This is a genomic window from Phytobacter ursingii, assembly GCF_001022135.1.
Classification (GTDB): Bacteria; Pseudomonadota; Gammaproteobacteria; order Enterobacterales; family Enterobacteriaceae; genus Phytobacter; species Phytobacter ursingii.
The window spans coordinates 360,607-381,305 of record NZ_CP011602.1; the positions used below are offsets into that span (position 1 = coordinate 360,607).

Below are 20,699 nucleotides of genomic sequence, written 5' to 3' on the forward strand. Positions count from 1 at the left end.
GATTTTGAACAACTGGTCACCAGAGCATACAAAAGAAATCAAAGCTTGGCTTAACATAGATAACTATCGCAAGTTTGAAGATCTCTCATTGATACACTTCTATCACGAGTTATGGGCCCGGAATCTGTTCTTTAAGGAGTATCGGGAAGAGTTTGAGAGCAGAACTCTCATGGGTTACTTCTCAAAGATTTTCACCGGCAACCCTTTTTTGATCCCAGAAGGGCAACTTGGATACATGACTCCTGCCAACAAACTTTTTCAACCTCCCCATTTTTTTCTAACAACTCTTGATCGCCTTGCTGAAACGAGCATTATTGCTATGCAACGCGGAGGTTTTGTTTGGCATGAAGGTGACAATTATTCTATAAACGCAGAGCTTCGAGAAGAATCACTTTCAGACATTATGCCAGATCAGTTTACACGAACAGTCATGTTCGAGATTGATTTGGCAAGTGGCACAGACGAAGAGATTGCAGAGTCGCTTAAAGCTGCATTACCGCAATGGCGTAAAGTTAAGGGTATTGATGAAAACCCATTGGAATCTGTACGTTTTGGATACGGAACTATCAAGAAACTCATCAGCTATCGTGTAATACCTATGCTGGATATCCTGGTGTGGGCAGCCGTTAAAAAAATCCGTGTCTCTGACGACAGGTTATCCAGACTACTATATACAGACGATGACGAAGAAAGCGAAATGAGGCAGTCCAGCCAAATCAAAGATACCGACAGGCCTTTGGCTCTTAAATCCTGCACAACTGACTTTATCCGACAATTCCATTACTTCATGAACAAAAATAGCCATTTGAAGCAAATGAAAGTCTCTGATGTAATGAAACTATCGGATTAATATTTTATCTATAACCATCTGTTTTTTTTATAAAAAATAAAAAGCATCATCGTAAATGATGCTTTTTTTTGCGATTTTTACTTTAAAACGGCCATTTTACAACTTGCTATAAAACAGGGGAATTTCAGCTACTCTCAAGTTCCCCTGTTCTGTACGGCACCAACTTCTAGAAAACCATCCTGCATAGCAGCGAAGAACCTCCGTTTCAGGAACTTCGCTCCTTTCTTTTCCCAACTATTCGTAGAGTGACTCCATCGCAACGACAAGGGAAAACAAAATGAATAATCAAGCAACCCGCCTCATACGATTACCAGAAGTTCTTGAACGAACTGGCTACGGAAAAGCCTGGATCTATCGTCTGATCAGTGAAGGTCGGTTTCCGGCACCAGTGAAGATCGGAGTTCGTGCTGTTGCTTTTGTCGAGAGTGAAGTTGACGAGTGGATTCAATCAATTATCGAAACAAGCAGAATTAAAGTTGCTTAATTAAACCTCGGAGAGATTTTTATGAATATTGAAGAATTTTTGAGTGAAGAAAACCATATGTGCAATTTGGGCGATGATCTTTTTTACAAGATCTTCGGGTAATGACTCCAACTTACTGATAGTGTTTTATGTTCAGATAATGCCCGATGACTTTGTCATGCAGCTCCACCGATTTTGAGAACGACAGTGACTTCCTGCCCAGCCTTGCCAGATGCTGCCTCAGATTCAGGTTATGCCGCTCAATGCGCTGCGTATATCGCTTGCTGATAACGTGCAGTTCTCCCTTCAGGCGTGATTCATAAAGCGGCCAGCCATCCGTCATCCATACCACGACCTCAAAGGCCGACAGCAGGCCCAGAAGACGCTCCAGCGTGGCCAACGTGCGTTCACCGAATACGTGCGCCACAACCGTCCTCCGTATCCTGTCATACGCGTAAAACAACCAGCGCTGGCGTGATTTAGCGCCGACGTAACCCCACTGTTCGTCCATTTCCGCGCAAACAATGACGTCACTGCCCGGTTGTATGCGTGAGTTTACCGACTGCGGCCTGAGTTTTTTAAGTGTCGTAAAATCGTGTTGAGGCCAACGCCCATAATGCGTGCACTGGCGCGACATCCGACGCCATTCATGGCCATATCAATAATTTTCTGGTGTGTACCGGGCTGAGAGGCGGTGTAAGTGAACTGTAGCTGCCATGTTTTACGGCAGTGAGAGCAGAGATAGCGCTGATGTCCGGCAGTACTTTTACCGTTACGCACCACGCCTTCAGTAGCTGAGCAGGAGGGACAACTGATGGAGATGGAAGCCACGGGAGAACCTCAAAAACACCATCGTACACTAAATCAGTAAGTTGGCACCATTACCGGAAACACCCATTCACGATGCCCACTTATGGCTTTCATTGACTCCAGGACTCGTAAAGCTTCTTTGCTTAGTGGAACTTTGTGAGGCTTCTTCATTTTCATAAACTCAGCCGGGATGTTCCACATTGAGTTGTCAGTATCTATATCTGCCCATCTCGCACGAACAGCTTCCCCTGGACGAACCCAGGTCAGCAATTGCCATTCAATCAGCAATCGTGTCTCCAAACGAACGGAGGCATTATTCAACACCATTAGGAAACGGGGTAACTCGGAAGGGGGTAATGCAGGCATATTCTGCTTTTTAGGCTTACTGAACCGTTGTCCAAGGTTGTCAGCCGGATTGAACTCTATGAGTTCTTCTGTTGCTGCATAGCGGAAAATTTCATTCAGGCGGGAAATGATTCGCCGTAAAGTTTCGAGGACTCCTCGTTGCTCAATAGGGTCAAGGTGTTGCTTTAAGAGTTTGGGTCGGATCTCATTGACAGGAACATTACCCAAGCCGGGAAAGATATTTCTCTCTAGGCTTCGCCAGATGTCTTCTGCATGGTCTTGTGAGATACCTGAGGTCTTTACCTTCTCGTCTAACCATTTCCTTGCCACGGCTTGGAGTGTGTGTTCAGTAGCATTCTTTAAGGCATTAGCTTTATCGTTGTTATGGACTTGAGGATCAATGCCATTGGCAAGCAAGGAAAGGTATTCATCTCGTAAGGCTCTGGCTCTTGCCAGTGTAAGGTGAGGATAGGTCCCAAGGCTCATTTTGGTTCTTTTCTTACTCACTGGCACTGCATACCTGAAATACCAATTCTTCTTCCCTCCTTTTGCGAGAGGAGCGATTCGCAGGATCAAACCATCACCGTCAAACAAGTTGATTTCTTTGTCGGTTGGCTTGGTGCTTTTGATTTCAGTATCAGTGAGCTTTTTAGCGATTTTTGCCATTTTGGGACCCTCGATTTTTGGACCCTTCGTTGTGGGTCCCATTCAGGGTGCCATAAGTGATAGTTCTCAGCAATTCTCACTGGACGACAATAGACGTAAAAAAGCCCGCAGAGCTTGTGCTGTGCGGGCTTAGTAGACTTCATTGTACTTCAAACAACTAAAAAGTGGTGGAGCTGGCGGGAGTTGAACCCGCGTCCGAAATTTCTACATCCTCGGTACTACATGCTTAGTCCAGTCTTTACATTCGCCTGGCACCTGCGGACGGACACGCCACTACCAGACTAGCCTGATTAGTTTTAACGCTTCAACCCCAGGCAGGGCCTCCACGCGATCTCTTTTGGGTTTGACCTCTCTTTGATCCCCGTCTTAAGAGCGGAAGCTAGGGAGAGAGGGCTCAGAGCAGGTTATTAAGCTGCTAAAGCGTAGTTTTCGTCGTTTGCGACTATTTTTTGCGGCTTTTTACGAGGCAAACCGCCCCTCGGCATGCACCTTGGGTTTCGCAAATCCCGTCGAATCCAGAATCAGCCCCAAAAGTGTTGCGGCAAGTATAACAGATTTGTGACGCAGCATGCCAGTCCATATCACTGCGATGCCTTCAATCAGAGATGTCTGGCGACAATATGAGCAATTGCTACTGTTTACGCATAAAAACGCTAATAAGCTAGCGGGAGAAGGTTCGGAGAATGCACCTGGGCGAGAAGGGTAGGACATACGAAAAATTATGATGCCAAACATTCTTTACTCTCATAGTGAGAGTGGCGGGAAAGATATTTGGCCCGGACACTCCCGCAGGGGAAGCATCCGGTGGGCGTTATTAACGGCCTGCGTTTTTCATAATGCGGGCTTTATCAAGTTGCCATTCGCGCTCTTTAAGATCGGAACGCTTATCATGCTGTTTCTTGCCTTTCGCAACGCCGATTTTGACTTTGCACCAGGCATTCTTCCAGTACAGCGAAAGGGCAACAACAGTATAACCTTCACGGTTTACGCGACCATAGAGGGCGTCCAGTTCACGCTGATTGAGCAGCAGCTTACGTGTACGGGTCGGGTCGCAAACATAGTGGCTCGAAGCCACTGCCAGCGGGGTGAAGTTGGCGCCAAACAGATATGCTTCGCCATCTTTTAGAATCACATAACTGTCGCCGATGTTAGCTTTACCCGCACGCAGGGATTTGACTTCCCAGCCCTGCAGAGACAGACCCGCCTCAAACTCTTCTTCGATAAAATATTCGTGGCGGGCGCGCTTATTCATCGCGATGGTGGCGGAACCGGGTTTGTGTACTTTTTTCTTCGTCATAAGTGTCGTGAAGCCATTGGTAATCTGATATCCAAAAAGACCTCATTGCATCCTGTGAGGTTCAACGCGTTATCTTAGCACGAGTTCCGGCGTAGCGTTTTCCTTTCATGTATGGGAAATGTTATTATTTGATGATTGTGTGATCGCAGGAAATGCTATGCCTCAGATTAGTCGCTCTGCACTGGTGCCTTACAGCGCAGAACAAATGTATGAATTGGTTAACGATGTGAAATCTTACCCACAGTTTCTGCCAGGGTGCACGGGAAGCCGCGTGCTGGAGTCCGGCCCGACGCAGATGACGGCAGCAGTGGATGTCTCGAAAGCGGGAATCAGTAAGACTTTCACAACGCGAAATACCTTAACGGCAAATCAGACCATTTTGATGCATCTTGTCGATGGTCCATTTAAGAGATTAATGGGGGACTGGAAGTTTACGCCACTCTCGGCGGATGCTTGCCGCATCGAATTTAATCTTGATTTCGAATTTACCAATAAGTTGATTGAGCTGGCGTTTGGGCGTGTTTTCAAAGAGCTGGCTGCCAATATGGTAGAAGCGTTTACCGTGCGTGCGAAAGAGGTTTACAGTGCCGGGTAAGATTGTGGTGGAAGTGGCGTATGCGTTGCCTGAAAAGCAGTACCTGCAGCGGGTAAACCTTGAAGAAGGGGCAACTATTGAGCAAGCGATTGTTGCCTCTGGACTGCTGGAATTACGCACCGATATCGATCTCAGCCACAACAAAGTGGGCATCTATAGCCGCCCGGCGAAACTGCAGGATGTGGTTGCCGATGGTGACCGTATCGAAATCTATCGCCCCCTGATTGCTGATCCGAAAGAACTGCGCAGGCAGCGCGCGGAGAGAGCGGCGAAGAAATAGCCTTGTTCAGGTTGTTGCAAGCGCTTTTAACAGGACGTTCAATCTGGCGCTGGCATTCTTGTACGGTGAGACGCTATTGAATTGAATCATACGACCTCGCGTCCATTTTCCGTACCAGAGTTGGTGGTACAATTCATCGTCGCTAAAGCCATTCACCAGAGCCACCAGTTGCTGTTGGTTCTCTTCCAGCAAATTAAGCAACATCGACCATGACGTAATATGCTGGTAATCGGCGTAGTATTTTTGCGCAAGCTTCCCCAGTTCATTCCATTTTACGCCTTTTGCCGGAAAATCGATTTGCTCGCCTGCCGCTTCCTGGTGGTGCCAGTAGAGAACTTGCTCTCCCCAGCCAATCAGGTAGCTGACAAGGTTGGCGACACTCATGCGGCTCCCGGCTACATGACCGTCAAGACATGGCTGAAAGGCCATCTCGGGAGGTATGCGGGCGAGTTTTTTGCGTAATGCGAGGGCGGATTTTTCCATTGCTTCAAGTAGGGCGGTTTTGCTTTCCGGAACAGCCATCGTTTTCATCCCCTGAAATGAAAAATGGCGCCATAAGGCGCCATTTCTGATTCTGCGATTACTCTTTTGTCAGTGCGGGTTTGTTATCAATGTTGGTTAATACACCGCTGCTGTTAAAGGTCAGCGTCAGCGTCTGCTGGGTTGCATTTTCGTGCCCCGGCTGCTGGCGGAATACATAGAACCAGGTGCTGCTTCCAAACGGGTCGGTCATCATCGGCGTACCTAATGCGTATGCAACCTGCTGTTGCGTCATCCCTACGCGGATTTTAGAAACGTCATTCGGAGTCAGGTAGTTCCCCTGATTGATATCAGGACGGTAAACCACGCGTTCCAGAGTGGAACAGCCTGCGGTCAACATCAGAAGAACCGCTGCGGCAGCAGTCAGCATTTTACAGCGCATAATGATTTGATTCCTTTTCGGGCCCGAACAGTACGTGGCTCATTTGTAATGTGCCGATAATAATAGACCTTTAGCCAGTTTAAAACCTTTGCTACCTGGTCTGACGGCGAATTTATCGTGTACTGAGACCGTACTAATGACAAAAAGTTTACGCAGCGAGTAGCTCTTTCGCATTTGCCAGTGTATTTCGGGTGACTTCACTACCCCCTAACAGCCGTGCCAGCTCCTGTAAACGTGCGCGTTTATCCAACTGCAGCATGTGTGTTTCGGTCATTGCGCCGTCGGTCTCTTTGCTAACAAAGAAGTGATGGTGCCCACAGCCTGCAACCTGAGGCAGATGAGTCACGCACATGACCTGGGTGGATTCGCCTAATTGACGCAGAAGTTTACCGACGACCGCCGCGGTCGGGCCGCTGATTCCCACATCCACCTCGTCGAAAATAAGTGCCGGGGTTTCCATCTTCCGGGCGGTGATGACCTGAATGGCTAGCGCAATTCGTGACAGCTCACCGCCGGAGGCGACTTTAGAAATAGCCTGTAGGGGCTGACCGGGGTTGGTTGTGACGCGGAACTCAATGCGATCGGCGCCATCAGCGGTGAGGGTATGCTCATCAAAGCTGACGTCGATATCAAATACCCCGTGCGGCATTGAAAGCATATGCATACTCTCGGTGATCAATTGCCCCAGCTCGTGCGCGTAGTGCACCCGTTGCGTATGGAGCTGGCGGGCGGCCTCAAGTGCCAGTTGGTGGTGCTTCGCCACTGCAAGCTTCAGCGTTTCCTGTGAGTCTGCCTGGTCATCAAGCTGTTGTTGCTCTTCCAGCAATGATTGATGGAATTGTGGCAAGGCTTCCGGGCTGACGTGGTGTTTACGCGCCAGTGAAATCTGTTTTGAAATACGCTGCTCAAGTTCATACAGGCGGTTCGGATCCAGTTCAAGACGGTCACAGTAATGACGCAACTCATCGCTGGCCTCGCTGACCTGAATAGCCGCTTCTTCGAGCATAGTGAGGATGCCGGACAAGCTGGCATCCATCCCGGCCAGTTCGGTAACCATTTGGCGTGCGGTATAGAGCTGGCTTTGTAGATTGGCATCTTCGCCGTCTGCCAGCAAATTCAGCGCATGCTGACTGGTGCTAAGTAACTGGCCGCTGTTGGCGAGGCGTTTGTACTCTTCATCAATCTGTTCAAATTCGCCCGGCAGTGGGTTGAATTCGTTAAGCTCTTTTAATTGATAATGCAGCAGTTCGGCACGTGCGGTACGTTCCTGGCTTTGCTGTTGATGCTGCGCCAGTTCGCGGCAGCTCGTATGCCACTGGCGGTAATGTTCTGCCATCTGTTGAGTAAGTGTGTACTCACCTGCATAGCCGTCCAGCAAAGCTTTCTGATGTTCAGATTTCACTAACAGCTGATGCGCGTGCTGGCCGTGGATTTGGATCAGCAACTGCCCCAGCTCGCGCAATTGTGAAAGCGGAACTGCCGTGCCATTGATAAAACCACGAGAGCGCCCGTCGCTGCTGATAACGCGGCGAAGTAAACACTCACGTCCGTCTTCAAGCTGGTTCTCTTCCAGCCAGCGTTGTGCTGCTGGGGTGTCTTTCAGGGCAAAGCGCGCGCACAGGTCAGCGCGTGCGGCGCCCGCTCGCACCATGTCGGCCTCTGCACGACCGCCCAGGCAAAGCCCCAGCGCATCAATGGCGATGGATTTACCTGCCCCGGTCTCACCCGTGATAGCCGTCATTCCGCTATGGAAGTCGATCTCAAGTTCACGAACAATCGCAAAGTTGCTGATAGTCAGTTGTGCCAACATGGTTGCTTTCCTGTATGAATAACCATAACTGTGTTTAAATACAGTATAAACTGGTTTTATATACAGTAAAGCCCCGGACTACGTTTTCAGAATAATTTTTTTGACCAGCCGAGTTTTGAGCTTAATGTATTGAAATAGCTATAATCTTTTGGGTGTATCAGATTGAGGTGATAGTCGCACCGACGAATCAGCACATCTTCGCCTTCCTGGATGGGCAGCGCGATTTGGCTATCGCAACTCACTTCCAGATCGCTGCGACGATGTGAGAAACGCAGGCGAATAGTGCTGCTGCTGTTAATGACCAGCGGGCGTGCAGAAAGCGTGTGCGGGAACATGGGCACTAGCGTGATGGCATCCAGCGAGGGGGTCAGGATTGGACCGCCCGCCGACAGCGAGTAGGCCGTGGAGCCTGTTGGCGTGGAGATGATCAGACCGTCTGAACGCTGAGAGAACGCAAAAATCTCATCGATGTAGACTTCGAACTCAATCATATGGGCGACTTTGCCGGGATGGAGAACGACTTCATTGATCGCGGTGCTGATGCGCTTCTGGCAATCCTGCTGGCAGACTTGTACTTCCAGCAAAAAACGCTTTTCGGCAATATAATAACCTTCCAGAACATCAGCCAACTGCTGCTGTGCGTTATCGGGGTCGAGGTCTGTCAGAAAACCCAGATTGCCACGGTTGATGCCAATGACTTTAATATCGTAGCGCGCCAGTGTGCGCGCGGCGCCAAGCATATTACCGTCACCGCCGACGACTACCGCGAGATCCGCCTGCTGACCAATTTCTGCCAGCGTACCGGTGCGCACGTTTTTAAGCTGTAACTCTTGTGCAATCTGTTGCTCGACAATGACGTCATACCCTTTTGTACACAGCCAGCGATAGAGCATTTCATGTGTGGTCAGCGCGGTGGGGTGACGCGGATGACCGACAATACCAATACACTTGAAATGATGAGCCATTTTCTGGTGGTCCTTGTGCCAAATGAATGATGACAATCTGTCGCGTTCCCTTGAAACCCGGAAACGGATCCCCATAATAAGCGAAGTTAGCGAGATGAATGCGAAAAAACGCGGAGAAATTCATGAGTAGTAAAGAACAGAAAACGCCTGACGGGCAAGCCCCGGAAGAAATTATCATGGATCAGCACGAAGATATTGAGGCGGTTGAACCAGACGCTTCTGCTGAGCAGGTGGATCCGCGCGATGAGAAGATTGCCAACCTCGAAGCGCAACTGATTGAAGCGCAGAACCGTGAGCGTGACGGTATTCTGCGTGTTAAAGCAGAAATGGAAAACCTGCGTCGCCGTACCGAGCTGGACGTTGAGAAGGCGCATAAATTTGCGCTGGAAAAATTCATCAACGAACTATTGCCGGTGATTGATAGCCTGGATCGCGCGCTGGAAGTCGCGGACAAGAACAATGCCGACATGTCCTCAATGGTCGAAGGTATTGAACTGACGCTGAAATCTATGCTGGATGTCGTGAAAAAATTCGGTGTTGAAGTGGTAGCCGATACCAACGTTCCGCTGGATCCGAATGTGCATCAGGCTATCGCGATGGTGGAGTCAGAAGATGTGGCACCGGGCAACGTGCTGGGCGTGATGCAAAAAGGCTTTACCCTCAATGGCCGCACGATCCGCGCCGCAATGGTGACGGTCGCGAAAGCGAAGGGTTAATTTCCCTCATGTTAACCCTCACCCTGCGGGGAGAGGGTTAACATCATTATTCCGCCACGCTGTCGCGAAGGGATTTGACCGGAATAACGCGTACCTGCTTAATCATGTTGTCCTGCACATCGAGAATATCGATATCATAGTGTTCAATGCGCACGCGGGTTCCGGCTGCCGGGATCTCTTCTAGTGCCTCAAGTAACATCCCGTTAATCGTCCGGGCCTCGGCTTCCGGTAATTGCCAGTTAAAGGCTTTATTCAACTCACGCACATTGGCGCTGCCATCAATAATCACTGACCCGTCATTTTGCGGTGTCACTTCCTCGGCCAGCGACGGCGACATTGAGGTCGTAAAGTCTCCGACAATCTCTTCGAGAATATCTTCAACCGTAATCAGCCCCTGAATGTCGCCGTATTCATCCACGACCAGGCCGACTTTCTTTTTATTACGCTGAAATTTCACCAGTTGTACGCTGAGCGGCGTGCCTTCCGGCACGTAATAAATTTCATCGGCGGCGCGCAGCATGACCTCTTTGGTGAACTCTTTTTTCTCTGTCATCAGACGGTAGGCTTCGCGTACGCGTAGCATGCTGATGGTATCGTCAAGCGAATCCCGGTAGAGCACAATACGGCCATGCGGCGAATGGGTAAGCTGGCGCACGATCGACTTCCAGTCGTCGTTGATATCGATACCGACGATTTCACTACGTGGCACCATGATGTCATTGACGCTTACTTTTTCCAGATCCAGTATCGACAGCAGCATATCCTGGTTGCGTCGGGAAATCTGGGAGCGGGATTCATTCACGATGGTACGCAATTCATCCTTGCTCAGTGCGCCGCTGATAACGACATCAGCCTTAATACCCACCATCCTCATCAGAACGCGCGTTACCCCATTAAGCAGCCAGACCAGCGGCATCATGATGATCTGCAACGGTACTAACAGAACACTACTGGGAAAAGCGACTTTTTCGGGATACAGGGCGGCGATGGTTTTCGGCAGGACTTCGGCAAACACCAGGACGACAAAAGTCAGCACGCCGGTTGCAATTGCCACGCCAGCGTTACCGTATAAACGCATACCAACGATGGTACCCAGCGCAGAGGCGAGGATATTGACCAGATTATTGCCAATCAATACCAGGCTGATAAGTCGGTCGGGTTTACGCAGCAGTTTTTCGACGCGCTTAGCGCTTCGATGGCCCTGCTTTGCCAGATGACGCAGGCGATAACGGTTAACGGTCATCATGCCGGTTTCAGAACCGGAGAAGTACGCCGAAATCACCACCATGATGATCAGGGTGACGATCAGCGTCGTGGTGGAAATGTGTTCCAGGGGGAACTCCTTCTTAACTTAGGATATGCTGCAGAACGCGGCTACCGAAATAGGCCAGCGTTAGAATGCCGGCGCCTGCGACGTTAAACCACACGACACGGCGCCCGCGCCACCCTTTATGGTAATGGCCCCACAGCAATACGATATAGACGAACCACGCAATGATCGACAGGACAGCTTTGTCGATATTCTCCATGCTGAACAGGTTTTTGAGGAAGAAGAGACCTGTACAGAGCGTTAATGTCAGCAGAACCACGCCAATCTGGGTGATATGAAACATTTTGCGCTCAATGCTCATTAACGGCGGCATTTCGCTGCTGAATGCCAGTCGTTTATTCTTAAGTTGATAGTCAATCCACGCCAGTTGTAGCGCATACATTGCTGCGATAATCAGCGTGGCATAGGCGAAGAGTGAAAGCCCGATATGGATCATCATACCCGGGGTGGTTTCGAGATGCGTTATGTACTCGTTTGGCACAAAAATGGCGAAGGCGAGATTGATAAGCGCAAAGGTATAGACGATGGGTAGCAGCAGCCAGCCGCGGTTTTTCGACGCCACAATGGTCATGACTGTGCAGATCATTAAGCTGACCAGCGAACCGACGTTTAATAAGCTTAAGTTTTGCCCACCATCGTCCGGGAAAATCCGTTCTTTAAGCGCGAAGCCGTGAAACATCAGCGCGACAACCGCTGATAAAATCGCCATGCGGCGCCAGCCGCTGTTTTTCTGCAACAAACCGGGAACGATCAGTGCGAGGCTGATGGAATAGGCGGCAAGAGAAATTAAGGCGAACACGGGCATAGTGGCGTCGACAGTTGACCTAAGAAGAAAGAGATGCAGTATAACGTTACGTGACTCTGGCTCCAACCGTTGCATCACATACATCACGAATGTCTTCATGTTATACTGGCGCAAATTTCTGTTATGCGTCGCCCTGGCGGCCCATCGTTTTACCTCAGGCGAGAGACAATGTTTGATAATTTAACCGATCGTTTGTCGCGCACCCTGCGCAATATCAGTGGTCGTGGACGCCTCACTGAAGACAATATTAAAGACACGCTACGCGAAGTGCGTATGGCGCTGCTGGAAGCGGACGTCGCCTTGCCGGTCGTGCGTGATTTCATCAACCGCGTAAAAGAAAAAGCGGTTGGTCATGAAGTGAATAAGAGCCTGACGCCCGGTCAGGAGTTCGTCAAAATCGTTCGTAACGAACTGGTTGCGGCGATGGGTGAAGAGAACCAAAGCCTTAATCTGGCCGCACAGCCGCCAGCCGTTGTGTTGATGGCGGGCCTGCAGGGTGCAGGTAAAACCACCAGCGTGGGTAAACTGGGTAAGTTCCTGCGTGAAAAACACAAGAAGAAAGTGATGGTGGTTTCCGCGGACGTTTATCGCCCGGCGGCGATCAAACAGCTGGAAACCCTTGCGCAACAGGTGGACGTCGATTTCTTCCCGTCTGATGTTGCGCAAAAGCCGGTGGATATAGTTAATGCCGCGCTGAAAGAAGCGAAGCTCAAATTCTACGACGTGCTGCTGGTGGATACCGCTGGTCGCCTGCATGTCGACGAAGCGATGATGGATGAAATCAAACAGGTCCATGCCGCGATTAATCCGGTAGAAACCCTGTTTGTTGTTGACGCCATGACCGGTCAGGATGCGGCGAATACCGCGAAAGCGTTTAACGAAGCGCTGCCGCTGACGGGGGTTGTATTGACCAAAGTGGACGGCGACGCCCGCGGCGGTGCGGCGCTCTCTATTCGTCATATTACCGGCAAACCGATCAAGTTCCTGGGCGTAGGTGAGAAGACCGAAGCACTGGAGCCGTTCCATCCGGACCGTATTGCTTCGCGTATTCTTGGTATGGGCGACGTGCTGTCGCTGATCGAAGATATTGAAAGTAAGGTCGATCGCGCTCAGGCCGAGAAGCTGGCGTCCAAACTGAAAAAAGGCGACGGTTTTGATCTGACCGACTTCCTGGAACAACTGCGTCAGATGAAAAACATGGGCGGTATGGCGAGCCTGATGGGCAAGCTGCCTGGCATGGGTCAGATTCCGGATAACGTGAAAGCGCAGATGGATGACAAAGTGCTGGTGCGTATGGAAGCGATCATCAACTCGATGACCTTTAAAGAGCGTGCGAACCCTGAAATCATCAAAGGCTCCCGTAAACGCCGTATTGCTGCGGGCTGCGGGATGCAGGTGCAGGATGTTAACCGCCTTCTGAAACAGTTCGACGACATGCAGCGCATGATGAAGAAGATGAAGAAGGGCGGTATGGCGAAGATGATGAGAAGTATGAAGGGGATGATGCCGCCGGGGTTCCCTGGCCGCTAAAAACAAAGGTATAAGGCTATCTTGTTTGCCATTTTAGCCCCGGGGTGTGCTCGAAATGCTCACGTACTACGTGTACGCTCCGCTTTCTGTGCGCACGCCGTAACTAAACTGGCCGCACCGATATACGCCTTATCTCCTTTGTTTGCTATATCCTGATTGCATTTTCCCCAAAAATCAGTAAAATTTTCGGGCTTTTAATATGACACCGGGCTCCGTTCCTCGATGGGGCCCGGTTGTTTTATTCACACAAGAGGATGTTATGGTAACTATTCGTTTAGCACGTCACGGCGCTAAAAAGCGTCCGTTCTACCAGGTTGTTGTCACCGACAGCCGTAATGCACGCAACGGTCGCTTCATTGAGCGCGTTGGCTTCTTCAACCCGATCGCGTCCGAGAAAGAAGAAGGCACCCGCCTGGATCTGGATCGTATCGCTCACTGGGTTGGCCAGGGCGCTACCGTTTCTGATCGCGTAGCTACGCTGATCAAAGAAGTAAACAAAGCAGCTTAATCTGTCACGGTGGTCATGATGAGCAAGCAACACGCCGCGCAGAGCCCTGTTAATCCTATCGTTCTGGGTAAACTGGGATCTTCTTACGGTATCCGTGGTTGGCTCAGAGTGTTTTCCTCCACCGAAGACGCCGAAAGCATTTTTGACTACCAGCCATGGTTTATTGAACGGGCGGGTCAGTGGCAGAGCATTGAGCTGGAAAGCTGGCGCTACCACAATCAGGACATTGTCATCAAACTGAAAGGTGTTGATGACAGAGATGCAGCGAATCTGCTGACCAATTGCGAAATTGTCGTAGATTCATCGCAGTTGCCGGAACTGGAAGAGGGTGACTACTACTGGAAAGACCTGATGGGCTGCCAGGTAGTGACCACCGAAGGTTATAGTCTCGGTAAAGTCATCGATATGATGGAAACCGGGTCAAATGACGTTCTCGTCATTAAGGCAAACCTGAAAGATGCATTTGGTATCAAGGAGCGGTTGGTTCCGTTCCTCGATGGGCAGGTTATCAAGAAAGTCGATCTCGCTACTCAAACCATTGAAGTAGATTGGGATCCTGGTTTTTAAACCTCCGGATATACGGTAAAAGACGGCGCTATGTGGATTGGCATAATTAGCCTGTTTCCTGAAATGTTCCGCGCGATTACCGACTACGGGGTAACTGGCCGGGCAGTAAAAAATGGCCTGCTGAGCATCCAGAGCTGGAGTCCACGTGACTTTGCTCATGACCGGCACCGTACCGTGGACGATCGTCCCTACGGCGGCGGACCGGGGATGTTAATGATGGTGCAACCTTTGCGGGATGCCATTCATGCAGCAAAAGATGCGGCCGGTGAAGGCGCAAAAGTGATTTATCTGTCACCTCAGGGGCGTAAGCTTGATCAAGCGGGCGTCAGCGAACTGGCAACGAATCAGAAACTGATTCTGGTGTGCGGGCGCTACGAAGGGATAGATGAGCGCGTAATCCAAACCGAGATTGACGAAGAATGGTCTATCGGCGATTACGTTCTCAGCGGTGGTGAGTTACCAGCCATGACGCTGATTGATTCGGTCTCCCGGTTTATTCCTGGTGTTCTGGGTCATGAAGCTTCGGCAACGGAAGATTCCTTTGCTGATGGATTACTGGACTGCCCCCACTATACTCGACCTGAGTTGTTAGAAGGTATGGAAGTACCGCCAGTATTACTGTCGGGAAATCATGCCGGGATACGTCGCTGGCGTTTGAAACAGTCGCTGGGCCGCACCTGGCTTAGAAGACCTGAACTTCTGGAAAACCTGGCTCTGACTGAAGAGCAAGCAAGGTTGCTGGCGGAGTTCAAAAAAGAACACGCACAACAGCAACATAAACATGATGGGACGGCGTAAGCCCCCAATATCAGTTTACCCAGGATAAGAGATTAAATTATGAGCAACATTATTAAGCAACTTGAACAAGAACAGATGAAGCAGGACGTACCTTCCTTCCGTCCGGGTGATACCGTGGAAGTGAAAGTATGGGTTGTTGAAGGTTCCAAAAAACGTCTGCAGGCATTCGAGGGCGTGGTTATCGCTATTCGTAACCGCGGTCTGCACTCTGCATTCACTGTTCGTAAAATTTCCAACGGCGAAGGCGTTGAGCGTGTCTTCCAGACTCACTCTCCGGTAGTTGACAGCATTGCTGTTAAACGTCGTGGTGCTGTACGTAAAGCTAAACTGTACTACCTGCGTGAGCGCACTGGTAAGTCTGCTCGTATCAAAGAGCGTCTTAACTGATAAAGCGCACACGCCACATCCAAAGCGTGTTATGAAACAAGGGGTTAGCTATTGGCTGGCCCCTTTTTTTATTGGTGATGGCGGCAAATTGGCGGCAGGGATTGGCACGATGGCGGCAGATATAAAAAAACCTGCCAAAGCAGGTTTATAACCAGAGTTGTTGTTGATTTTGTCGATTGGGGTGCGGTGGGGCTGGGTTAACCTTTCCCGGAGTGACAATAAATCTGGCGAGGGTCTCATGAGTAACAAAAGTACAACCGCAATTGATATTTTGGCACTGATGATATCGCTCTTTTGTTTCTATGCTTAAGTAGCGACTTGTTCTTGCATGTGCCGCTTCTTGGCATAACGGGCAGTGCATCATGTTCATTCCCCCCAGCTTTGCTTATTTAGTGGGGATAATATACCCGATTCTTGCATTTGCAAGTTTGAGGTTGCAAATTTACATTCAATTATCCTCCTCCTCATCATCCTCTGTGTTACTTTCATCACTGGCCTCGTATTCGACATCAGAGAGTTTCACCTCCAGCTCTAACGCTGTTGTATAGCCGTTATTGCTGAGTGTGTGAGTCACTTTCGTGATAATCCATGCCTGCTCGTCGATGATGCGCTTAAATCCAGAAACAGCGACCGGCGTCTCCGGGTAAAGGTCGGCGCGGCCAAGCGCCAGACTGATTGAAAATTCAGCCACACCGCGTTGGAGTTTGTCCCACTTTGCTTTAGCCGCCCGCATAGCCTGGGCTTTTGTTGAATAAATCGTGGTTAACGCAAAGACGTTATCCGCTTCACCGGCCATATATTCGCCCTCGCGCGCTTCCGGCGTTTTAGCTTCTTTCTTTTTAGTGGCCTTTGCTTTGGGGTGTTGTAATGCGCGCAGATGCTGCTCTTTTGGCTTACGTTTTACCTTCACTTTTTTTGGCTTTGGCTCTTTGGTATGAAGCCACTGAGCCGTAACTCCTGTATAAGCGCCCCTGTCGGCAATCGAAAACTGATGCCGGTCACCATCACTGCGGATGATCGTCACCTGCGGAATCTTCTTACCACTGGCACTGACCGCATTACCCGGTTTCAGGAACAGCAACTTGCCCGCCTTTACGGAGACCTCACCGCCGTTTCGGTCAGCCAGCCGCGTCAGAAATTTGGCGTCTGATTCCTGAGCCTGGTCGATATGCGGTACTGGAATTTTTGCCAGTTCAGGCGCAACAGCAGCGGTTAATTTATTGCGCGTCGCGATGGACTCAACAATTTGACCCAGCGTTTTATCATGCCATGACTCCTCACGCCGTGAGTTCAGCGACCCACGAAAATCGGCGCTACGGGCGCGAATGGTAACAGTATCAGGCGCGCCCCGGTGCTCAACTTCATCGACAGTAAAGCTTCCTTTGCCTACAAGTGCGGAATCTTTCCAGCCCAGAAACAGAGTCAGAACAGCACCACGCACCGGCAACTGTACAAGCCCGTCGCTGTCATCCAGTTCAATATCGAGCTGGTCAGCCTCAAAGCCCCGGTTATCCGTCATCGTGAGCTGTATCAGCCTGTTACTGATGTTGCCGGTAATATCCCTGCTTTCGAGCATCAGCATAAAATCGGGGGCCAGTGCGCTCCCCGCCTTGCTATAGAGTATCTCTGACATCATACCCCCAGAGTCGACGTTAATTTCATTGCTGAGTCTTTCGCATTTCCGACCAGTGTTTCAGCCTGTTCACTGAGATCGCCATATACCGCCGCCAGTGACTCATCGACCCGCGTTAATGTCAGCGTAAAACTGATTTTTCGCGGGGAGCCATCAGAAAAAAATACGGTGCCGGTATCGCTGATGCTGTTAATAACAAACATGCCGTAAATCATTCCTGCACCGGAAAGTAACGGCCATGCCTTTCCACCCTCGGCCATCAGCCGGAGCGCAGTTAAGGAGAGATGCCCGCCAGTCAGCTCCGGGTAAAGCTCCCCACTGAGCGTGATTTTCTCCTCACCCACCCCAAGAAACTGAAAAGCGTCTCGCTTACCCACACGGGCATTTGACGGCCAGCGATATTCCGCGTCGCGCTGCATACTCTGAAATGGCAGCGTCTGACGCATAAACACAAATAAACCAAGTGCAAGCAGCATATCCGCTCCCCTTATCCGTCAGTTCTCATGTCAGCGCGTTCACGGGCGCGCTTTTCCCTGTCAGCACGTTCGACGGCGTCCCGCAACTGATTTCCAAGCTCACCACCCGGCGCGCCACCGTTTTGTATAGTGATGCTGTAATGACTCTGCCGGTTGTCGGTGTACGCTTTACCCGCTCCGGGGGCGGTTACCGGCTGATACGCCTGATAGCCCCCGTAATTGCCGGTTGCAGGGATATACTCGCCATTACTGATTGCCGGGTTTTGCGTTGCACCATTTTTCGCGGCATCGGCTTTTTCCGCTGTTTTATCGAGGTCGCCCGATGCCTTGTTAATAACGCCAAGTTTTTCCAGTACCCAGTCAATGCCCGCCCGCAGTTTATTGAACGCGGTCAGCGGCAACATGAGCGCATCGGCCAGCGCCTGACCAAACGCGATACCAGCGTCTTTACATGAGTTGAGTTGTTCCTGCGAAGACTTCACCGGCTCCAGCAGACTACTGAACCAGCCCCACGCCGCCTTTAATTTCTCGCCCAGCCAGTCAAACATCGGTTTAAGAGGGGAGAACATTTCACCCACCGGCGCAAACGCTGCTGTCAGCCCCTCAATCACACCACTGAAAAAGGCGCTGATGGGTTCCCAATATTTGCGGATAAGCAGTGCACCGGCGACGACAGCAGCGCCCACCGCGACAATCGGCAGAGTCAGCGCACCGAGTGCTGTCACGATTGCACCACCCACGACGCTGAATACCGTCCCCAGCACACCGGCTGCGGCAATAATCGCGTTAATCCCCATAATGACCGGGAACGCAACCAGGCCAATCGCACCGATAACCGCAATGACCCCCGTTGCCACCCCGACGAGTACGCCCAGGGTTTGCGTCAGCCCCTGATTTTTCTGGATCCAGCCATCAAGTTGCAGCACATAGCCAGTCGCCGTCTGCACCAGTTTGCGAAGGGAAGACTCCTGCTGGTCAAACAGGTCTGTTCCAACGGCCTCGTAAGCCGACTGGAACTCTTTAAAGTCACCGCCGAGGTTGTCCTGCATGACTTTGACCAGTTCTTCGGTCTTGCCGTCTGACGCTTTTAACGCCGCCGTCAGTTTATCGAGTCTGCCAGATGACGCCCCCTGTAGCAGGGCGTTAGCTGATTTAAGCGCCTCCTCGCCAAAGATAGTTTTCAGATATTCACCCTGCTGGGCGTTCCCCAGCTTATGCTTAGAGAAACTGGCGTTAATCTCTTTCAGAATGGTGAAGACAGGCCGCATATTGCCTTTGCTGTCTGATGTTTTAACACCCAGCTCTTTAATCGCCCGGAACGCCTCACCGGTCGGCGCCTGGAGGCGGGTCACTATTGCAGCACTCCCCGTACCGGCCATCGACCCGGTGATGTTGTTGTCATGAAGAACGCCAGTCATTGCTGCGGCCTCTTCGAGACTTACACCAGCCGCGCGGGCAACCGGGGCAAGATAGGTCATGGCATCACTTAATCCCTGAAAATCAGCCGCCGACTTGTTCATCGTTGCTGACAGGACATCGCCAATATGCCCGACTTTGTCATTGGATAGCTGAAAGGCGCTTTTTGTACCCAGCAGTAACTTCGCGTTCTCCTCCATCGTTTGCCGGTTTGCCAGTGCCATATTCAGCGTGACGGGCGTGGCGGCCTGAATGGCGGCTGCATCGCCACCCGCTTTGGCAATAACGATTTGCGCACCGGCTGCATCATCAGCCGAGGCGGCGGTGTTATCACCGAGCTGGCGAGCCTGTTTTCGTAACGCCGTCATCTCTGCTGAGTCTTTGGCGACACCGAGCACGGCCTGTAATTCAGCGTTTTTTTGAGCAAACTCATAACCGGGCTTTAATAACGCAACACCCGCCAGTGTGGCCGTTGTCGCCATTCCCACGCCAGCAGCCCCCACCGCCGCAGTGCTCCCGGCCAGCTCTTTTCCTGCCTGATAACGCTGCCTGACGCGGGTCAGCTTTTCCTGTTGTGCGCTGACCCTCGCCAGTGCTGCCCGCTGCCGGTCAAGTTGCGATGTTGTCTCACTGATTGTGCCGCGCAGGCGACGCTCATCAGCGGCCAGCGTGCGGGTATTGATTCCGGCCTGGCTGAGTTCCTGCCGCTGGCGTTGTACCGCCTCGCGCAGACTGTTGTGTTTAAGCTGGAGCGCGGCGGCGCTTTTACGTGCTGCCTCCATTGCTGCCGCCTGCGCACGCGTGGGCTGTTCTGTGTTTCTGAACTGCACAGCCAGCGCGGCGGCTTCCTGCTTTGCCTTTTGCAGCGCCTGACCAGTAACGGCAAGCTGTGCGCTGGTCTTGCGAAAACCCTCTATTTTTGATGCCTGACTGTTAAGCTCACGCAGTGTGGTCTGTGTCGCCCGAACGTCTCCGGCCAGCTCCTTGCTGGCCTTATCGATGGATCTTAACGGACGGGTCGCCTGGTCAACCGCTTTGAGTAATACCTGTAACTTCACATCACTCATTCGTGTTTCCGCTTCGCTGGAGCGCTTTTTCGCGCCATGTGATGAGTTCGGTCAGGCTCATGGGAAAGAGCTCCGATGGTGGCCAGTGGAAGATCACTGCAATATCCGCCATCAGGTCATCGACCGAGAGTTTTTTTGGAAAGGTTATCGTGCCGAATTCGGCGACAAAAAACCGACCACCTTACCGGCCAGTGCAACCAGATCAGGCAGCTCCAGTGTGGCGACTTCCTGCTCGGTCAGCATCGGTGCAGTCATACGCGGCAGCACTTTAATGAGCGCGTCGACCTCCGAGTTAGCCACCGCCGCCAGACTGACGCCGCGCAGCGTGCCCGCGTTAGGCTTAATCAGCGTAATGGCGCTAACAACCTGCTCGCCACGTTTGATGGGATTTTCCAGGGTAACAACGTTTTCTTTGGTCATGATTTCTCTCGTTTAATTTCGTTAGCAGTTAACCCGGTAAGCC

Annotated in this window: 24 protein-coding genes, 1 other RNA gene and 1 pseudogene; 10 read left to right on the forward strand and 16 right to left on the reverse strand. The window is 51.1% G+C overall.

Translation table 11 applies throughout. The annotated features are described in order from the left end of the window. The first annotated feature begins 4 nt into the window (after positions 1–4). Together AB182_RS05175 and AB182_RS05180 are read left to right on the forward strand one after the other, a co-directional pair. On the forward strand, positions 5–850 hold the full coding sequence (locus AB182_RS05175; protein WP_047369170.1) for a DUF6387 family protein: 846 nt from the start codon (positions 5–7) through the stop codon (positions 848–850). Positions 851–1,127: 277 nt separating this feature from the next. Beyond that, positions 1,128–1,334, forward strand: a complete 207-nt coding sequence (locus AB182_RS05180; protein WP_047369171.1) for a helix-turn-helix transcriptional regulator — start codon at positions 1,128–1,130, stop codon at positions 1,332–1,334. A 112-nt stretch (positions 1,335–1,446) separates the two neighbouring features. On the opposite strand, the gene AB182_RS05185 is transcribed toward AB182_RS05180, so the two are convergent. The 4 genes and pseudogenes from AB182_RS05185 to smpB form a co-directional block, all read right to left on the reverse strand. Next, positions 1,447–2,144, reverse strand: a protein-coding gene (locus AB182_RS05185) for an IS1 family transposase (protein WP_223883564.1) whose coding sequence is annotated in 2 segments (ribosomal slippage) — positions 1,447–1,895 and positions 1,895–2,144 — 699 coding nt in all. Because the reading frame shifts where the segments join, the coding sequence is not laid out codon by codon here. Positions 2,145–2,198: 54 nt separating this feature from the next. Beyond that, positions 2,199–3,134, reverse strand: a pseudogene (locus AB182_RS05190) (integrase arm-type DNA-binding domain-containing protein); the annotation flags it as partial. Between the two features lie 165 nt (positions 3,135–3,299). Beyond that, positions 3,300–3,663: a transfer-messenger RNA gene (ssrA, locus tag AB182_RS30235) on the reverse strand. Positions 3,664–3,948: 285 nt separating this feature from the next. Beyond that, positions 3,949–4,431, reverse strand: a complete 483-nt coding sequence (smpB, locus tag AB182_RS05195; protein WP_047369172.1) for an SsrA-binding protein SmpB — start codon at positions 4,429–4,431, stop codon at positions 3,949–3,951. 157 nt (positions 4,432–4,588) lie between these two features. On the opposite strand from smpB, the gene AB182_RS05200 reads away from it, so the two are divergent. After that, positions 4,589–5,026, forward strand: a complete 438-nt coding sequence (locus tag AB182_RS05200; RefSeq protein WP_047369173.1) for a type II toxin-antitoxin system RatA family toxin — start codon at positions 4,589–4,591, stop codon at positions 5,024–5,026. Continuing rightward, positions 5,016–5,306: an RnfH family protein gene (locus tag AB182_RS05205; RefSeq protein ID WP_047369174.1), complete on the forward strand. Its 291-nt coding sequence runs from the start codon at positions 5,016–5,018 to the stop codon at positions 5,304–5,306. The genes AB182_RS05200 and AB182_RS05205 overlap by 11 nt, the downstream gene beginning before the upstream one ends. Positions 5,307–5,312: 6 nt before the next feature. On the opposite strand, the gene AB182_RS05210 is transcribed toward AB182_RS05205, so the two are convergent. The 4 genes from AB182_RS05210 to nadK all read right to left on the reverse strand — a co-directional run bounded on the left by AB182_RS05210 (position 5,313) and on the right by nadK (position 9,003). Then, positions 5,313–5,828 carry a ClbS/DfsB family four-helix bundle protein gene (locus tag AB182_RS05210; protein WP_047369175.1) on the reverse strand — a complete coding sequence of 172 codons (516 nt, stop codon included), beginning with the start codon at positions 5,826–5,828 and terminating at the stop codon, positions 5,313–5,315. A gap of 58 nt (positions 5,829–5,886) precedes the next feature. Beyond that, on the reverse strand, positions 5,887–6,228 hold the full coding sequence (gene bamE / locus AB182_RS05215; RefSeq protein WP_047369176.1) for an outer membrane protein assembly factor BamE: 342 nt from the start codon (positions 6,226–6,228) through the stop codon (positions 5,887–5,889). Positions 6,229–6,376: 148 nt separating this feature from the next. After that, the gene (recN, locus tag AB182_RS05220; RefSeq protein ID WP_047369177.1) at positions 6,377–8,038 is read right to left on the reverse strand and encodes a DNA repair protein RecN; all 1,662 of its coding nucleotides are present in this window, start codon (positions 8,036–8,038) and stop codon (positions 6,377–6,379) included. 86 nt (positions 8,039–8,124) lie between these two features. Then, complete coding sequence (gene nadK, locus AB182_RS05225) at positions 8,125–9,003, reverse strand: NAD(+) kinase (protein ID WP_047369178.1); 879 nt, start codon at positions 9,001–9,003, stop codon at positions 8,125–8,127. 122 nt (positions 9,004–9,125) lie between these two features. Between nadK and grpE the strand changes: the two genes are divergently transcribed. Further along, the gene (gene grpE / locus AB182_RS05230) at positions 9,126–9,719 is read left to right on the forward strand and encodes a nucleotide exchange factor GrpE (protein WP_047369179.1); all 594 of its coding nucleotides are present in this window, start codon (positions 9,126–9,128) and stop codon (positions 9,717–9,719) included. 46 nt (positions 9,720–9,765) lie between these two features. Here the strand turns inward: grpE and AB182_RS05235 are convergent, their stop codons facing one another. After that, a complete protein-coding gene (locus AB182_RS05235) occupies positions 9,766–11,052 on the reverse strand; it encodes an HlyC/CorC family transporter (RefSeq protein WP_047369180.1) in 1,287 nt (428 codons plus the stop codon). A 13-nt stretch (positions 11,053–11,065) separates the two neighbouring features. Continuing rightward, positions 11,066–11,854: a cytochrome C assembly family protein gene (locus tag AB182_RS05240; protein ID WP_047369181.1), complete on the reverse strand. Its 789-nt coding sequence runs from the start codon at positions 11,852–11,854 to the stop codon at positions 11,066–11,068. Between the two features lie 168 nt (positions 11,855–12,022). Between AB182_RS05240 and ffh the strand changes: the two genes are divergently transcribed. The 5 genes from ffh (at position 12,023) to rplS (ending at position 15,644) form a co-directional block, all read left to right on the forward strand. Beyond that, entirely contained in the window at positions 12,023–13,384 is a 1,362-nt protein-coding gene (gene ffh / locus AB182_RS05245; RefSeq protein ID WP_047369182.1) for a signal recognition particle protein, read from the forward strand. A gap of 259 nt (positions 13,385–13,643) precedes the next feature. Continuing rightward, positions 13,644–13,892 (forward strand): 30S ribosomal protein S16, encoded by a 249-nt coding sequence (rpsP, locus tag AB182_RS05250; protein ID WP_039077560.1) that lies wholly within the window; start codon positions 13,644–13,646, stop codon positions 13,890–13,892. An 18-nt stretch (positions 13,893–13,910) separates the two neighbouring features. After that, positions 13,911–14,459 carry a ribosome maturation factor RimM gene (gene rimM, locus AB182_RS05255; RefSeq protein WP_047369183.1) on the forward strand — a complete coding sequence of 183 codons (549 nt, stop codon included), beginning with the start codon at positions 13,911–13,913 and terminating at the stop codon, positions 14,457–14,459. Between the two features lie 30 nt (positions 14,460–14,489). Continuing rightward, positions 14,490–15,257, forward strand: a complete 768-nt coding sequence (trmD, locus tag AB182_RS05260; protein ID WP_047369184.1) for a tRNA (guanosine(37)-N1)-methyltransferase TrmD — start codon at positions 14,490–14,492, stop codon at positions 15,255–15,257. A gap of 39 nt (positions 15,258–15,296) precedes the next feature. Continuing rightward, entirely contained in the window at positions 15,297–15,644 is a 348-nt protein-coding gene (gene rplS / locus AB182_RS05265) for a 50S ribosomal protein L19 (RefSeq protein WP_002914145.1), read from the forward strand. A gap of 145 nt (positions 15,645–15,789) precedes the next feature. On the opposite strand, the gene AB182_RS30250 is transcribed toward rplS, so the two are convergent. The 6 genes from AB182_RS30250 to AB182_RS05290 all read right to left on the reverse strand — a co-directional run bounded on the left by AB182_RS30250 (position 15,790) and on the right by AB182_RS05290 (position 20,656). Beyond that, positions 15,790–16,008: a DNA-binding transcriptional regulator gene (locus AB182_RS30250; RefSeq protein WP_047373186.1), complete on the reverse strand. Its 219-nt coding sequence runs from the start codon at positions 16,006–16,008 to the stop codon at positions 15,790–15,792. 84 nt (positions 16,009–16,092) lie between these two features. Then, complete coding sequence (locus tag AB182_RS05275; protein WP_047369185.1) at positions 16,093–17,277, reverse strand: phage late control D family protein; 1,185 nt, start codon at positions 17,275–17,277, stop codon at positions 16,093–16,095. Further along, complete coding sequence (locus tag AB182_RS05280) at positions 17,277–17,753, reverse strand: phage tail protein (RefSeq protein ID WP_047369186.1); 477 nt, start codon at positions 17,751–17,753, stop codon at positions 17,277–17,279. The genes AB182_RS05275 and AB182_RS05280 overlap by 1 nt, the downstream gene beginning before the upstream one ends. Positions 17,754–17,764: 11 nt before the next feature. Then, positions 17,765–20,236 (reverse strand): phage tail tape measure protein, encoded by a 2,472-nt coding sequence (locus AB182_RS05285; RefSeq protein WP_047369187.1) that lies wholly within the window; start codon positions 20,234–20,236, stop codon positions 17,765–17,767. After that, positions 20,229–20,384, reverse strand: coding sequence for a GpE family phage tail protein (locus AB182_RS30255; protein ID WP_177328623.1), 156 nt, complete (start codon positions 20,382–20,384; stop codon positions 20,229–20,231). The genes AB182_RS05285 and AB182_RS30255 overlap by 8 nt, the downstream gene beginning before the upstream one ends. Beyond that, positions 20,381–20,656 (reverse strand): phage tail assembly protein, encoded by a 276-nt coding sequence (locus AB182_RS05290; RefSeq protein ID WP_047369188.1) that lies wholly within the window; start codon positions 20,654–20,656, stop codon positions 20,381–20,383. Before AB182_RS05290 ends, AB182_RS30255 begins: the two co-directional genes overlap by 4 nt. Between the last annotated feature and the right edge of the window lie 43 nt (positions 20,657–20,699).

What these genes read in the sequence shown, in the direction of transcription:
- AB182_RS05180 (WP_047369171.1), top strand. Translation starts at nt 1,128, where the DNA reads ATGAATAATCAAGCAACCCGCCTCATACGATTACCAGAAGTTCTTGAA.
- smpB (WP_047369172.1), bottom strand. Translation starts at nt 4,431, where the DNA reads ATGACGAAGAAAAAAGTACACAAACCCGGTTCCGCCACCATCGCGATG.
- AB182_RS05200 (WP_047369173.1), top strand. Translation starts at nt 4,589, where the DNA reads ATGCCTCAGATTAGTCGCTCTGCACTGGTGCCTTACAGCGCAGAACAA.
- AB182_RS05210 (WP_047369175.1), bottom strand. Translation starts at nt 5,828, where the DNA reads ATGGCTGTTCCGGAAAGCAAAACCGCCCTACTTGAAGCAATGGAAAAA.
- bamE (WP_047369176.1), bottom strand. Translation starts at nt 6,228, where the DNA reads ATGCGCTGTAAAATGCTGACTGCTGCCGCAGCGGTTCTTCTGATGTTG.
- recN (WP_047369177.1), bottom strand. Translation starts at nt 8,038, where the DNA reads ATGTTGGCACAACTGACTATCAGCAACTTTGCGATTGTTCGTGAACTT.
- nadK (WP_047369178.1), bottom strand. Translation starts at nt 9,003, where the DNA reads ATGGCTCATCATTTCAAGTGTATTGGTATTGTCGGTCATCCGCGTCAC.
- grpE (WP_047369179.1), top strand. Translation starts at nt 9,126, where the DNA reads ATGAGTAGTAAAGAACAGAAAACGCCTGACGGGCAAGCCCCGGAAGAA.
- AB182_RS05240 (WP_047369181.1), bottom strand. Translation starts at nt 11,854, where the DNA reads ATGCCCGTGTTCGCCTTAATTTCTCTTGCCGCCTATTCCATCAGCCTC.
- ffh (WP_047369182.1), top strand. Translation starts at nt 12,023, where the DNA reads ATGTTTGATAATTTAACCGATCGTTTGTCGCGCACCCTGCGCAATATC.
- rpsP (WP_039077560.1), top strand. Translation starts at nt 13,644, where the DNA reads ATGGTAACTATTCGTTTAGCACGTCACGGCGCTAAAAAGCGTCCGTTC.
- rimM (WP_047369183.1), top strand. Translation starts at nt 13,911, where the DNA reads ATGAGCAAGCAACACGCCGCGCAGAGCCCTGTTAATCCTATCGTTCTG.
- trmD (WP_047369184.1), top strand. Translation starts at nt 14,490, where the DNA reads ATGTGGATTGGCATAATTAGCCTGTTTCCTGAAATGTTCCGCGCGATT.
- rplS (WP_002914145.1), top strand. Translation starts at nt 15,297, where the DNA reads ATGAGCAACATTATTAAGCAACTTGAACAAGAACAGATGAAGCAGGAC.
- AB182_RS30250 (WP_047373186.1), bottom strand. Translation starts at nt 16,008, where the DNA reads ATGATGCACTGCCCGTTATGCCAAGAAGCGGCACATGCAAGAACAAGT.
- AB182_RS05275 (WP_047369185.1), bottom strand. Translation starts at nt 17,277, where the DNA reads ATGTCAGAGATACTCTATAGCAAGGCGGGGAGCGCACTGGCCCCCGAT.
- AB182_RS05280 (WP_047369186.1), bottom strand. Translation starts at nt 17,753, where the DNA reads ATGCTGCTTGCACTTGGTTTATTTGTGTTTATGCGTCAGACGCTGCCA.
- AB182_RS05285 (WP_047369187.1), bottom strand. Translation starts at nt 20,236, where the DNA reads ATGAGTGATGTGAAGTTACAGGTATTACTCAAAGCGGTTGACCAGGCG.
- AB182_RS05290 (WP_047369188.1), bottom strand. Translation starts at nt 20,656, where the DNA reads ATGACCAAAGAAAACGTTGTTACCCTGGAAAATCCCATCAAACGTGGC.